The 13,788-nt window shown below is 37.6% G+C and carries 12 protein-coding genes and 3 pseudogenes; 2 read left to right on the forward strand and 13 right to left on the reverse strand.

Annotated elements, in window-relative coordinates:
* The first annotated feature begins 732 nt into the window (after positions 1-732).
* Positions 733-921, forward strand: a complete 189-nt coding sequence (locus tag MSBRW_RS19905) for a hypothetical protein (protein WP_048102644.1) — start codon at positions 733-735, stop codon at positions 919-921.
* Positions 922-1,214: 293 nt separating this feature from the next.
* Positions 1,215-2,336, forward strand: coding sequence for an iron ABC transporter substrate-binding protein (locus MSBRW_RS19910; protein WP_011306015.1), 1,122 nt, complete (start codon positions 1,215-1,217; stop codon positions 2,334-2,336).
* Between the two features lie 1,396 nt (positions 2,337-3,732).
* On the opposite strand, the gene MSBRW_RS19920 is transcribed toward MSBRW_RS19910, so the two are convergent.
* The 13 genes and pseudogenes from MSBRW_RS19920 to MSBRW_RS24425 all read right to left on the reverse strand — a co-directional run.
* Positions 3,733-4,188 (reverse strand): hypothetical protein, encoded by a 456-nt coding sequence (locus MSBRW_RS19920; RefSeq protein WP_011306014.1) that lies wholly within the window; start codon positions 4,186-4,188, stop codon positions 3,733-3,735.
* 472 nt (positions 4,189-4,660) lie between these two features.
* Positions 4,661-5,485: a metal ABC transporter permease gene (locus MSBRW_RS19925; protein ID WP_011306013.1), complete on the reverse strand. Its 825-nt coding sequence runs from the start codon at positions 5,483-5,485 to the stop codon at positions 4,661-4,663.
* A 54-nt stretch (positions 5,486-5,539) separates the two neighbouring features.
* Positions 5,540-6,304, reverse strand: coding sequence for a metal ABC transporter ATP-binding protein (locus MSBRW_RS19930; protein WP_011306012.1), 765 nt, complete (start codon positions 6,302-6,304; stop codon positions 5,540-5,542).
* Positions 6,305-6,597: 293 nt separating this feature from the next.
* Positions 6,598-7,569, reverse strand: coding sequence for a metal ABC transporter solute-binding protein, Zn/Mn family (locus MSBRW_RS19935; protein WP_011306011.1), 972 nt, complete (start codon positions 7,567-7,569; stop codon positions 6,598-6,600).
* A gap of 315 nt (positions 7,570-7,884) precedes the next feature.
* On the reverse strand, positions 7,885-8,352 hold the full coding sequence (locus MSBRW_RS19940) for a metal-dependent transcriptional regulator (RefSeq protein ID WP_011306010.1): 468 nt from the start codon (positions 8,350-8,352) through the stop codon (positions 7,885-7,887).
* 63 nt (positions 8,353-8,415) lie between these two features.
* Positions 8,416-8,877, reverse strand: a complete 462-nt coding sequence (locus MSBRW_RS24015) for a GntT/GntP/DsdX family permease (protein WP_268990274.1) — start codon at positions 8,875-8,877, stop codon at positions 8,416-8,418.
* Positions 8,823-9,173, reverse strand: coding sequence for a GntT/GntP/DsdX family permease (locus MSBRW_RS24020; protein WP_329957368.1), 351 nt, complete (start codon positions 9,171-9,173; stop codon positions 8,823-8,825). The genes MSBRW_RS24015 and MSBRW_RS24020 overlap by 55 nt, the downstream gene beginning before the upstream one ends.
* Positions 9,130-9,792, reverse strand: a pseudogene (locus MSBRW_RS24025) (GntT/GntP/DsdX family permease); the annotation flags it as partial. The gene MSBRW_RS24020 and the pseudogene MSBRW_RS24025, both read right to left, overlap by 44 nt.
* A gap of 35 nt (positions 9,793-9,827) precedes the next feature.
* Complete coding sequence (locus MSBRW_RS19950; RefSeq protein WP_011306009.1) at positions 9,828-10,349, reverse strand: chemotaxis protein CheW; 522 nt, start codon at positions 10,347-10,349, stop codon at positions 9,828-9,830.
* A gap of 28 nt (positions 10,350-10,377) precedes the next feature.
* Entirely contained in the window at positions 10,378-12,447 is a 2,070-nt protein-coding gene (locus tag MSBRW_RS19955; protein ID WP_011306008.1) for a methyl-accepting chemotaxis protein, read from the reverse strand.
* Between the two features lie 351 nt (positions 12,448-12,798).
* Positions 12,799-13,173 (reverse strand): response regulator, encoded by a 375-nt coding sequence (locus tag MSBRW_RS19960; RefSeq protein ID WP_011306007.1) that lies wholly within the window; start codon positions 13,171-13,173, stop codon positions 12,799-12,801.
* 12 nt (positions 13,174-13,185) lie between these two features.
* Positions 13,186-13,344, reverse strand: a pseudogene (locus tag MSBRW_RS24420) (pentapeptide repeat-containing protein); the annotation flags it as partial.
* Between the two features lie 92 nt (positions 13,345-13,436).
* A pseudogene (locus tag MSBRW_RS24425) lies at positions 13,437-13,619 on the reverse strand (hypothetical protein); the annotation flags it as partial.
* Positions 13,620-13,788 lie beyond the last annotated feature (169 nt).

The raw sequence follows: 13,788 nt of genomic DNA on the forward strand, positions 1-13,788 counted from the left end.
TGTTAATTTATCTATCTCGATTTGATTTTTGCTGTATGATGTTGAAACAAAGCTTGGAATCTGTGTTTCTTTACTCTGAAAAGCTATCTTTAAATTAAATAGTCCTTTATCAGATTGTTCGTAATATTAAAATAATCTTTTAAGATTTTCTTATCCCAGCACCGTATCTGATGAAAAATGGGAAATAATTAGCCTTTTTTCTTATCCCAAAACGAGCCAGTGTAGAGAGCACGTTTACTCTTATGAGAAACATTAAATGCCACATTAGTTTCTATACTCTGATTGTTCATGACGAATGCCACACCATGAATTTTTACATATAGTGGACAGAACTTTTGTTAACTGCCATATACTCACAAAAGCATGAAAAAAGTCTCACTTGTAAGTGGACTGGTGATTTTGACGGTTACAGAATCTGTAAAAGTTGTATACCACATTATACCACATTAATACAGTCCTGGCTTCTCCTGATTTTGTTAGATTCTGAAGTATAAAATATAACTTGTTTCCATTTTTAGCTAATTGGCTAATAATTATGATCCCAAAACTGTGTTTTATATATTATTTCTTATTGAATAAAAGGTTGAAAAATTATAAAATTAACTGCATAAATTTTATCCATGTATGGCTGTTTATCTACTCAAATCGTCAGAAATTAATGGAAAAGATGGTAGTTAAGTATGAAATCCAATAATCAAAAAGATCCCGTATTCACAAGTGTTACTGATTTCTTTGTATTATTTAAAAGCAGATACAGTTTCAAATTCAAATGAATCGAAAATTACTTTCACTAATCACGTAGCAACACCCTCTACAAAAACAGAAAACTCTGAAATAAACAATAGCTACCTTGAAGAAAAAACAGGAGAAGAGTCATCTGTAAAACTTCCGGATTTCGGGATATTTTTTTGGGATCTTTGAGATTGATTACATGAAGTCTTCTATTTTTCAGAAAACCTATGCGAAATAGTTGGGCTAGTAGATATTTTACAAAAAATAACAAAGAAACGTCCTTTTGATAATCAAATAATAAAAATACATTACAATAAAAATGCATTGTAAGAAAAATATATTATAAGAGAGATAGATTTTAAACAATTATAAAAAACCACGGAGGATTTAACATAGGAATATTAAAGATTCAAAAAAAAGCTTGGAAGAGTAACCCAATACTATTTGTTTTGTTAATTGCCATTACGTTGTCTGCAGGTTGTATGGAAGATTCATCAACCCCCCAAAATTACCAAACAAGTGAAGAAACAGAAACTAGAAACATTACTGAAACTAGAAACATTACCGATGCTCTTGGCAGAAACGTGGAAATTCCAAAATCTGTAGATTATGTAATTTGCTCAGGAGTGTCTTCTCTTAGATTTTTGACATACCTTGAAGCACAGGACAAGATTGTAGGTGTTGAAAGAAGCGAAACAACTAATTCAGCATCTAATGCCAAGCCATATTCCCTTGCAAATCCTCAGTTTAGCACAGATTATCCTGTATTTGGAGAAACCAGAGGACAGGATGATCCTGAAAAAATACTTTACCTCGACCCTTTACCTCAAGTTATAATTAAAACAGACTCCACAACAGGCTATGCTCCTGCGGAACTTCAAAAGAAAACAGGTATTCCGGTAGTTGTTGTGAATACGGGAGATTTGACAGATAATAGAGAAGACTTGGATAAGAGCCTCAGGATAATTGGACAGGTTGTTGGCAAAGAGGAGCGAGCAGAAGAAGTTATTGCTTTCTTTGACGAAAAAATAGCAGACCTTGAGGAGCGCACTGTCAACGTATCGAAAGAAGACAAGCCCACATGTTACATAGGAGGCATAGGACGTGCAGGAGGACCACAAGGATTTCAATCAACTGAATTAACATATCCTCCATTCCTCTTTACCAATGTAATAAATGTTGCTTATGGCGATAGAGGCATCATCAACGCTGCAGATGTTTCAAAAGAAAAGATCATCGAATGGGATCCTGATATCATATTTCTGGATCTGAATACAATCGAATGCGGAGGAGAAAGAAGCGGACTTAACCTGCTACAGAACGATACGTCATATAGACAGCTAAAGGCAGTTCAGTCAGGAAATGTATATGGTGTATTGCCTTTCAACCAGTACGCAACAAACTTTGGCTCAGTGCTGGCGGATTCTTATTTTGTAGGAAAGATGATTTATCCAGACAGATTCCGAGATGTAGATCTTGAGAATAAGACTATTGAGATATACACATTCCTTGTATGCAAAGGGAATAAAGAGCTCGGTAAGGAGATATATGACAAAATAATTAATGTCTATGGAGTATCGGCATTCACAAAACTGGAAATCTGAGAATTCTAGAACTGAACGAAAACGGTGAATGGACAAACAGATTAGAAGGTGAAATCAAAAGCCATTACAAAAAGCATACCGACAGGAAAAACACATATATCCTGTCGAGTATCGTTTTTTATGTATAATGCTTGTGATGTCGATTTCCATAGGAGTCGCTAATATACTCCACTAGAAGTGATAAAGATACTTGCAGGATATAATGTCAAACATGTGGGACAGTATTATATTGAATTCTCGCCTTCAGATATTCTGACAAATTTCTCTTCCTCAAAAATGGCACAATCTTTGCTGCAGGAGCATAGAGATATTGATCTTGAGATTATACGGGAAGTATACGGAATATTGGTGATGATTCGGAGCTATATGGACATAGCCGTAGTAATTCCAACACCATGAAATAAGAAAGAGTGAAAAGAAAGATAAATTCAATAGTTCGCTAAAATCTTTCTCCTATTTTTTTCAATCCCATTTATCTTAACAATTGCATGAAACATTGAAGAGTTAAACGATTTCTGTAAAAAGAATAAAGTCAAACCGTGAAATTATATTAAAAAACCAAAATAAAAAAGACTTAGATACTGAATAATATAGGCATCTGTTTTTAAATGCCTTTTTTAATACTGTTTTTTGAAAATCCGTTTTTAGTACCGTTTTTCAAAGATCGTTTTTTAAGATACCGTTTTTTGAAAATCCGTTTTTAGTACCGTTTTTTGAAAATCCATTTTTAGTACCGTTTTTTGAAAATCCGTTTTTAGTGTCCGTTTTTCAAAGATCGTTTTTTAAGATACCGTTTTTCAAAGATCGTTTTTTAAGATACCGTTTTTCAAAGATCGTTTTTTAAGATACCGTTTTTCAAAGACCGTTTTTTAAGATACCGTTTTTCAAAGACACCGTTTTTTTACAGATGCCTGGCAATTCAGATATCTTATAATTATATAAAACTACGGATGTACTGAAAATGAAATATAAAATTCTGGAAGTACTGTAAAATATAAAGAAAGTTGAGATATGATAAAGAAGAAACTTCCTTTCTGCATTCAATAAAAATCAAATTGCGGGCGGCCATCCCACCCTAAACAAGCTGTCCGACAATTATTGGTAGACAATTATTGGTAGTAATGAAAAAGTGCTAAAAAAAGCAAATAAAACCTTTAAATTAAAAAAGAAGGAATTCGTTTATTAATGAAGGTAATTTTCGAACAGCCTGTAAAGAATGGGGGTATTCATGACCCGCTGCACTCCCGTTGGAATGAATTCCTGGAAATGTATGTAATTCAAAAATTAGTAGAAGTATTAGAAGTATTAGGATCTTAAAATATAAAAGAGTGGAAGCCTGGCTTTGAACCCTGATGAAAAAGAAGAATTTGATAGAAAAAAGTAAGTCACCGAATGATTACAGATCAACTAGCGGTAACTGTCTTCTCAGATCAGGCAAATAACCTTCTCTGTGCAGGGCTATTTTATAGTCGCTTATTGCTCTGCATAATTTGTGGGTATATTTTATGCAGTCAGTACCAACATTTCCCTTAAACAACAATTTTTCTGTTTTTTCTATAAATTCGGGATAGGTAAAAACCAGCTCTTCTTTGGTGTGCAGGAACAGAGCTGCAAAGTCCCTGTGAATGCCCATACTTCTTTTAAGCAATTCAACATTAAGATGTTCTTCAGATAGGTAGGGGTTGAACTTCACAAAGGTATGAAAATCTGCGATGTTCTGGTTTAAAGAGTTTAGAATTGAGTATAGAACGTTGTCGGTTTCCGGAAGGGGGATATCCGGAAGATCGAGGAAGTCTCCATCAAAAGTCTCGTTTTCTTTTATATTTTGATCCCGGGTTGTATCACGATCCATTTTATCACCCTGATTGTAAAAACTTATTTAGTGAATAATCTAGTGGCTTCCGTTTCATATAACGGGTTCAATCACTTACTTTAGTATAGTTTTCAGATACACTTACTGGATTGTCTTAGGTGGCTCCAAATAAATCCATCGTGTTTAATTTGCCGGCGTATCCGTCGCTTCCCCACTCGAAGCGGTTGTACGCAAATGGGTTAGATGCTTCAGATTCCGTTTTTTATCTCCACGAACCCAGCAATGAGAGGTTTAGTACTGAGTCCTGTAAAATATAATCAATTAAACGTTTAGGCTCTTGCATCTCACCATATATAAAATTATGTCTTAATAAAACTGAGTAAATATAATTATAATAAAATTGTTACTCGATACTGTAAAATTCCTGAATAACTATTTAAATTGTCCTGAGCCAGTCCTGAATAAGTTATGAACACCCATTTAAAGCCTTTAAAAAAGAGTTCAGGAATTTTTAAGCCCCTGAGCTCCTAATACCCTCGAGCATTTCCATCCCGAAAGCCAAAATCCCATATACAAGGCTCAGTACGAGAATAATCGTCGCACCGGATGGGACATCCAGAACATATGAAAGACCTATTCCTGTAACGCTGATTACAGCTCCAAAGGCTATGGAAATTAGCATCATACGCTTCAGGTTATGAGTGAATTTGCGGCTCAGGGAAGCAGGAATGGTCAGCAGAGCGATTACAAGGATGATACCCACGACCTTAATAAGCACCACAATTGTTAGAGCAATTATGCAAAGCAGGAAAAGGTACAACTTCTCGGTAGGAAGACCCTGCACGGTTGTGAATTCTTCGTCAAAACAAAGAGCAAGGAATTCCTTATAAAATAAGTAAACTGCACCTACTATTACTATATCAAGAGCCAGCATAAAGTAAAGGTCGGAACGAGGCACTGTTAGAATATTCCCAAATAGATAGGTCATAAGATCAGGAGCATATCCAGGAGTTAAATAAACAAAAATTATTCCGAGCGCCATTCCAAGAGACCAGAGTATGCCTATAGCACTGTCTTCGGGGATTTTAGACCTCTTGCTAACTGTCCCCATGACAAGAGCCGAAAGCAAACTAAAGGGAAGAACGCCGAACATAGGGTTGATTCCAAGGTAATAGCCCAGCCCAACACCTCCAAAGGAAGCATGAGCTATTCCTCCACTTATGAAAACTATTTTTTTGACGACAACGTAGACCCCTATAATCCCGCAGGCTATGCTTGCAAGAACTGCGGCTGCAAGAGCGTTCTGGATAAAGGTATATTGCAGAAAATTAAACATTCTTATTTCTCCGTCTGTTTTTCGAGTCAGTCCTTTTCGAACAAGTTCTGATCCTCAGGAGTTCTCCTCATGATTACTCAACACTCTGTGAGGTATTCCATGAGCAATAAGTTCAACAGGACACTGGTAAGTAGCTTCAAGATCTTCAACCGGGATTTCTCTGGAGTTATGGTAATGGAGAGTGCGGTTTAAGCAGGCTATTTTGTCGACATAAATAGAAACCGCACTGAGGTCGTGGGTAACCATGATGACTGCCATTTCATGCTTTAGCTTGTTCAACAGGCGATAGAGTTCATCCTGCATATGCGGATCAAGCCCGGAATTAGGTTCGTCCAGAAGCAGAAGCTTGGGGTTTGTGGCAAGAGCTCTCGCAATAAGGACCCTCTGCCGCTGCCCACCCGAAAGCTGCCCAATCTGCCTGTCCTTGTACTGGAACATTTCTACCATATTCAGGGCTTCTTCTGCAGCCTTTTTGTCTTCTTCTCTATACTTTTTCCGAAAACCCGTATGGCTCATCCTACCCGTGAGCACTACTTCCCAGACACTTATAGGGAAGTCAAAATCGAAACCTTTGTATTGAGGAACATAACCTACAAGCTCTCTGCTCTTTTCGGGAGGTTTCCCAAAGAGCTTTACACTACCTCTATAAGGTTTCAAAAGTCCAAGGAGCACTTTGAGAAGTGTAGTCTTTCCTCCCCCATTAGGTCCGATAATCCCAAGCAGTCCATTGGGCTCTTTTAATTCAAAATTGATTGCCTCAAGAATCGTCTGGGTTCCATAACGAACCCAGACATCTTTCAGTTCTATAACCTTCTCCATTCCCTTCCCTTCAGAATATCGTTTTTGTTATCGTTTTTGTTATCGTTTTTGTTATCGTTTTTGTTATCGTTTTTGTTATCGTTTTTGTTATCGTTTTTGTTATCGTTTTTGTTATCGTTTTTATTATCGTTTTTGTTATCGTTTTTATTATCGTTTTTATTATCGTTTTTGTTATCGTTTTTATTACCGTTTTTATCTATCGGATTACAACTTTTGATAATTAGATGCGAAAGAGTGGTTGACTTTACCAGAACTCAAATGCTAATTTTTACTGACTTCGTACCTTACTGACTTCATACAAGATTTCTGGCAAAAATATCAGATACGTTATCCATATTTGCGATGTAATCCTTTTCAAGCGGGTCTACAGCTACAACCTCACCGCCTATCTCTTCAGCTACAGCTTGCGCACTCTGTGTACTTGTTTGGGGCTGGATAAAGATTACTTTGACATGCTTTTCCTTTGCAAGATCTACAAGCTTCGCCAGATCCTCAGCACTTGGCTCTTTTCCTTCACTCTCAACTGGAATCATGGTAAGGTTGTAATCCAATGCAAAGTATCCCCAGGCAGGGTGATAAACCATGAAGTTTCTTTCCGTTTTCCCTTCAAGCTTTTCGCGAATCCTTGCATCCAGAGCATCCAGCTCCTTCAGATAAGCATCTCTATTCTGGGCATAATAAGTTTCGTTCTCAGGATCTATTTTGGCAAGTCCCTCATAAATATCTTCGACCATTATTTTTGCATTTGAAGGAGATGTCCATATGTGGGGATCCAATTCAGTTTCTTCGTTATCAGCTTCAGATTCTCCTGCGTGTTCCTCTGTTCCCTCTTCGTGATGATCGTGAGCAGCAAGTCCCCTGAGTTTGATTCCATTAGAAGAGTTTACAATAAGAGTTCCACTGTTAATAGATTCAAACCTATTAATCCAGACGTCCTCAAATGGCATATCGATGCCGACTGTAACATACATACTAGCTTTGCTCACATTTTCTATTTCTTTAGGAGACGGCTCATATGTATGAGGGTCTGCTCCCGGAGGAATTATAACAACAGTTTTTACTTTGTCCCCCCCCACTTTCTCTACAAACTCAGCCTGAGGAAGCACACTTACAGCTACGGTTATAGGCTGATTAGATTCTGCTACTTCAGCTTCCTGTCCTGTACTCTCATTATTTTGGGAGTCACCTGGACCTGTACAGCCGCTGGCAAAAAGGCTCAGACCAACAGTCAAGAGCACCAATAAAGGTAGAATTTTCAGATTCATAATTAGATCTCGCTTTCTTCGTTTCACTTTTACTTGACTTCTGAAGTTGTTTTTGATAAGATAAGACCGCTATCAAGGAGAAAGCTACATATACCCAAATTATGTTAAATAGCATATTTGGAGTGTACCCAAATTTTGAATTATCCACAAGAGATTTTTGGTATAAACCCAAATTTATTTTGAAGCTTACTCACGGTTTTACGCACCATTAATGCTTCAATTAGCATTACACTAGCGTTCTATTAACGTCCCTATAACACTTAAAACGTATTAATTAGCGCTTAATGAGATAAAATACACTATATAGATCATTGTTTAGCATTTTGTCAGGTGTTCAATAGATATTTCTTTCATACAGGCATTTTCATGGCTAATTTCTCCGCATACTCCAAACATTGGATGACCCATTGAGCTGCAGATTTTATTTATAGCATCCCTTGAGACGAAAGCCTCAAAACGCGAAACTTCACTACATGCTTCCTCCGAAGAAAGGCCGTAATGGGTTAGAAGAAGACTGAGGATCCTGTGCCTTCGAATAAGAAATTGTGTATATGCCATACCCAGTTCCGTCAAATTCACACCCCTATAAGGAACATGATTCAGGTAGCCTGCACTTGCAAGCTCATTTAAGGTCTTGGTTGTGGTTGAAGGATCTACCTGCAGGCCCGAAGAGATCTCTGTAGTTTTTACAGTACCTCCTTTTTCAAGAATGAACTTGAGATAATCTACCTTTCTCGGAGAGAGTTCAAGGCCTGTAAATTCAGGATAACTTTGCTCATTCATATAGAGAAATATAAAAAACTGGTATTTATTGTTTGCTGTATACCAAATTATGAAGATATAATTTTACGGTGGCAAAATTGGAAAAGCGGGAAGAATGTCGGAAGAGTAGAGTTTAAAACTCTCAGTAAAAGAAAAAAAATAAGAAAAGAAAAAATAAGAAAAGAAAAAATAAGAAAAGAAAAAAAATAAGAAAAGAAAAAAAATAAGAAAAGAAAAAAAATAAGAAAAGAATATATACATAGTAGAGATCAGCAGGAAACTCACGATACTCATCGAGGCGCTCCCAAGGGTATTTGACTTGAAGACTTCAGAAGGTTTCAGTTCTGCAAGTTCTCCGAAAATCCAGAAGAAAGGATCATTGACATGGGAAATCAGAAAAGTGTCTGAAGCCATTGAAAGGATAACGATTTCCGGAGGAATCCCGAGTTCAGGAATCAGGGACATTAAAAGGGAAGGTGCGATAAGCATGGTCACAACCCTTGATCCCTGAACGGTTTGAAGGGCTGCGGCAACGAGAAAAGGCACATGAATATGAGGAACAACTGCAGGAAAAACCTGCCAAGAGCTTCTCCTGCACCGGTCATGGCAAGAGTTGCTCCGAGAACGCCTCCTCCGCAAAGGTCGAGAAGAACAACCTCGAATCCCATCACAGTTTTTTCGATTAGTTTCTTCAGTACGAGAAATCCGAGCTTTCTTCCAGAAAAGATGGAGAGAAGGACTCCTATAAGAAGCACAATATTCGGGTTTCCCAGAAAGATGAGTACAGGATGAGAGTGTTCAAAGACTGTCTGAAGAAGAATGAGAAATAAAGGAAAAAAGATTGGAGAGTAAGCCTAAAGTCGCCGGAGCCTTTCGGCAGGTTTTATATATCCATGGATCTTTTTCCTGAACCTCTACTGTCTTTGTCTTTACTCCGTCCAAAAGATCTGAAGTTCCAAACTTTTCCAGACTTTTGAAATAAAAGTACCCTGCAATAGAAGTTGGAACTGCGATAAGAATTCCCAGAATAAAAAGCCTGCTCACGTCAGACGATAGCGCTTCTGCTGCCGAGAAAACTACAGGCGAAGGATAGAAAAAGTTAAACGAGACAACAGCCCCGAGTGCAAGTAATGTTGCAGTGGAAATAGAGGGGTTATCAAGCCTGGAAGCCAACTCTTTAGCTATTGGAATAAAGATAACATAGGCAAGAATATAACAAATCAGGGGAACAGAAAAAAGAAAGCCAAGGACATTAAGAGCAAGTAGAGGATTTCTGGAAAAACATATAATATCAGAGGCTATTAAGGACATTCCTCCGGTTCCCTGGAGCAGAATTCCGATAATACTTCCACGCGTAATAATAATAGAAAAACAAGAAAATACGCTGCCAACCCTCAGGGTTATTGCTTCAACCGTAAATAGAAGTTCTCCTGCAAGGATTCCTGTAAAAACGGATACAAGGACAAGACTGAGATTTCGACTTTAGTAGAGCCGGTTTATTCAGTTGAAACGTCCTCATCAGGAGAGGATAGTCCGCTGAGTTCTTCAATTTCTTCTTCTCCTAGTACTCGTGCGAGATTTAGTAGAATAAGAAGCCTACCCCCTACTTTTCCGATGCCTACTAGATATTCCGCATTGATTTTCGATTTGATAATCTCAGGAGGTGGCTGAATTGAAGAAAGTGGCAGGCTCATGACCTCCTTTACGGAATTTACAAGCATTCCAAGGACTGTATCTTTAACCTCCACTATGATAATTCTGGACAGGCTGTCAGTCTCTTTTGATCTGAAATCAAGCCGCTTGTTAAGGTCTATCACTACGAGGATCTTTCCCCGCAGGTTAATGAGTCCTTTTACGCATTCCGGAGCCTGAGGAATTCGGGTGATCCTCGGAACCGGAATAACTTCGGAGACCTGCATAATATCTACTCCGAACTCTTCACCTGAAAGCTCAAAGGTCACTAAACGAAGACTTTCTTCCGAAAATTCTGAACCTTCATCTAATGTTTCTTCAAACATTTGAATTCCTCAAACTAACTCCGAAATTTTAACTTGACTTATTTTCTGAACCTTCTTTTAAGTTACTAAGTTTGAATTTTTCCGTAGCTTTTTTCATTCTTTCCCCAAGCAAAGAAAGATCACTAGCCATATTGGCAAGTTCTGACATTGAAGCACTCTGCTCTTCGAGAGCTGCAGCGGTTTCCTGGGTTCCTGCGGTGGACTGTTCCGAAATTGAGGAAATATCCTCCAGAGTGGAAGTGATTTCTTCAATGGATGCGGACTGCTCTTCTGTAGCAGCTGCAACATCTTCTATCATATTTGTAATTTCATTGATTGTAGTTACAATCCCTGAAACCATTTCAACTGCGTTATTAACAGACAGGGAACCAGCCTGCACATCTTTTTTACTGGCCTCTATACTTTCCACGGTTTCACTGATACTGCCTCTTATTTCATCAATTAGACTAGAAATGTTATTAGCAGCACGGCCGGATTCGTCGGCAAGTTTTCGGACCTCATCGGCTACAACAGAAAAACCCCTGCCGTGCTCACCAGCCCGGGCAGCCTCAATTGCAGCATTCAGCGCAAGCATATTTGTCTGATCGGCAATCCTGGTAATAAGAGTTACAATTTCATTGATTTGTTGAGACTTGGAATCAAGTTCCGTTATCACTTCCTTAGTTTCATCAACAGAGAAGCGAATATGGTTCATTTTCACCAAGAGTTCTCTTGAGGCATTTCCAATACTATTGATAGTGTTATTGACAAGATTAGTGTTCTTAGAAACTTTCTGGGTATTATCCGCAATTTCCTGGATATTGTGTGTCATGTCCTGCATTGCATGAGTTATATCCACTATTTTTGTACTCTGCACTTCGGTCCCATTTGAGATTTCAGTTGCAGTGTCAGAAATTTTCCGTGACGCTGAAGCCACTTCCTCAGAAGAAGCAGACATTTCTTCTGAAAGTGTAGAAAGGTGAACCGAACTTTCCTGAATTCCTTGAATCAGGCCACGGAGGTTTTCAACCATCGATTTAAAAGCTTGTGAGAGCTGAGAGATTTCACTTCTCGAGTTTCCTTCAATCTCAACACTAAGGTCTCCATTAGAAATTTTCTCGGCCGCTTCGAGCAGTTCATATATGGGTTTTCTATAGAGGTTCAGAATCACAAAAACAAGTAAAGCACCGATAAGTATCGAAAGAAGAGTAACGAGAAAGATCTTACTTATAGAATTTACGATTAGGGTGTCGAGCTTCTCTTTCTGGTCGGCACTGGCGGCTTCAGCAGTTTTATTAATCTGTGCAGCTATAGTTGCCATATTTTTCACATCAGCCGCCTTTTTCTCTTTAAGAACTGTCAAGCTATCAAAATCACTTCGGATTTCCGTGACGCTGGCGATTATTGTGTTTCCAAGCTCAAGATTTTCAGGTTTTACCATCTGCTTATTTAAACTCTCGGTAACTTCAGTTATATTCTCCATAATCCGATCGAAGTTTTCCGCATACTGATCTTCGGGAGTAATTATATAATTCTGGTACTGATTTCGAGCTTCCATTGCAAGTATACTGATTTTCTGAGCTTCCTGAGCATTGGATAATTTTTGCTGAAGAACTTCACCTGAAGAGCCGTTTTCTAAATATTGTTGATATTGAAACATCTGATCCTGATAAAGCTCATCTGCTTTCTTCAAGATAAGATCGCCTTTAGAAGTGATATTGGTTCTCAGAGCTATTTCTTCATCGTCTGCTTTAACATAGCTATCAAAACTTTCCCTGAATTCGCCAGAAGTTTTAAGAATAGAATCCATACGGTCCTGGTTTACAGGATCGAGGTAGCCAAGATATATTTCCTTGGATATAGCTGCTTGTGTGGGTACAAGATCAAGATGTGTATAAGTGTCTTCTTTATAAACAGGATCACCATAAATAACATAACTTTCCTGAGCTTCCAGGGCTCCCTGCATATTATTCGTGATGAAAGTCATGTTTTGAATGGCTCGACTTTTCTTTTCAACATCGTTCATACCCTGATAACCTGTGTACCCAACAAAGAAAATCAAAATAAGAAGAAGAGCAAAGCCTATTACTAGATGCCCTATTTTTGTGTTTTTATACATCTTTTTCACCCTTGCCTCCAGCTTCTCCACCTTTATACATCTTCAGTTTGCATGAGTTGTTAACCTGTCAGTGGTACCCACTAAAGACAGTGAACGGGCGAAAATGTTTCTATGGAGATTGCCTGATCTTCCCAACCAATTATTCAATACAGACTATCAGACTATTCAAGAGTTGATAAATTTTTTGATTTATTAAAAAGAGAAAACATAATAAAAAATAATTCTCTATGATGTCGACCCGATTTCATTCAATATCTCTTTAGATGTCTACTGAGTATGCCCTTTAGACAACAGTCTTTTTATTTTCGCATATATATTATGACTGTCGTATTATTATCGTATACGTTATCTTTAAGAGTCCGATATTGTAAGAAAATACTCAACCTGTGAGCCAAAGTCGCCAAAGTTTATAGGTTTGGCAAGAACAGCATAGCACCCAGCCTTAAGGAACTTTTCTTTACTTTCAGGATCAGAGTAACCTGTAACTGCAACTACTTTTATACTCCGAGTTTCAGGGTTAAGTTTTATTTTTTGTAGTAATTCGAGACCGTGCATTTTCGGAAGTTCCATATCAAGCAATATCAGGTCAATTTTTGCTTCATTGAGAATTTCAAGAGCTTCAAAACCATTTTTCGCTTTTTTTGGCTCATGTCCAATGGACTTAAGTAAGTCTGCTTCAACAGTCAGATTAAGTAAGTTATCTTCAACAATAAGAATATCAGTCACTCAAATCTACTCCTAAGGAGGGTTGCTTGAAGATTTTGTAAGCTGGACTTTTTGTAAGTGAGTTTTTTGTAAGTGAGTTTTTTGTAAGTGAGTTTTTTGTAAGTGAGTTTTTTGTAAGTGAGTTTTTTGTAAGTGAGTTTTTTGTAAGTGAGTTTTTTGTAAGTGAGTTTTTTGTAAGCTGGACTTTTTGTAAGTGAGTTTTTTGTAAGTGAGTTTTTTGTAAGCTGGACTTTTTGTAAGTGAGTTTTTTGTAAGTGAGTTTTTTGTAAGTGAGTTTTTTGTAAGTGAGTTTTTTGTAAGTGAGTTTTTTGTAAGTGAGTTTTTTGTAAGTGAGTTTTTTGTAAGTGAGTTTTTTGTAAGCTGGACTTTTTGTAAGTGAGTTTTTTGTAAGTGAGTTTTTTGTAAGTGAGTTTTTTGTAAGCGAAATTTTTTAAACAAAACTTCATAAATGAGATTTTGTCAAAGAAACATTGAGTAACGAATTTTCTAATGAATTGAGTTTTCTAGTGAATAATGAATCTTCTAAGTAAGGTCTAAAACAAGAAAATATGAAATGAAACTCTTTCCTTGTATCTTCAGCAGGCATACCTTAATCCTCCCTAAAACCAGGGACAT

Origin of the sequence: Methanosarcina barkeri str. Wiesmoor (assembly GCF_000969985.1) — an archaeon.
GTDB classification, from domain to species: domain Archaea; phylum Halobacteriota; class Methanosarcinia; order Methanosarcinales; family Methanosarcinaceae; genus Methanosarcina; species Methanosarcina barkeri_B.

Excerpts from the sequence above, each read along its gene's own strand:
- MSBRW_RS19935 (WP_011306011.1), bottom strand. The coding sequence starts at position 7,569 with ATGAATCTGAAAATTCTACCTTTATTGGTGCTCTTGACTGTTGGTCTG.
- MSBRW_RS19950 (WP_011306009.1), bottom strand. The coding sequence starts at position 10,349 with ATGTTTGAAGAAACATTAGATGAAGGTTCAGAATTTTCGGAAGAAAGT.
- MSBRW_RS19920 (WP_011306014.1), bottom strand. The coding sequence starts at position 4,188 with ATGGATCGTGATACAACCCGGGATCAAAATATAAAAGAAAACGAGACT.
- MSBRW_RS19940 (WP_011306010.1), bottom strand. The coding sequence starts at position 8,352 with ATGAATGAGCAAAGTTATCCTGAATTTACAGGCCTTGAACTCTCTCCG.
- MSBRW_RS19955 (WP_011306008.1), bottom strand. The coding sequence starts at position 12,447 with ATGTATAAAAACACAAAAATAGGGCATCTAGTAATAGGCTTTGCTCTT.
- MSBRW_RS19930 (WP_011306012.1), bottom strand. The coding sequence starts at position 6,304 with ATGGAGAAGGTTATAGAACTGAAAGATGTCTGGGTTCGTTATGGAACC.
- MSBRW_RS19910 (WP_011306015.1), top strand. The coding sequence starts at position 1,215 with ATGGAAGATTCATCAACCCCCCAAAATTACCAAACAAGTGAAGAAACA.
- MSBRW_RS19925 (WP_011306013.1), bottom strand. The coding sequence starts at position 5,485 with ATGTTTAATTTTCTGCAATATACCTTTATCCAGAACGCTCTTGCAGCC.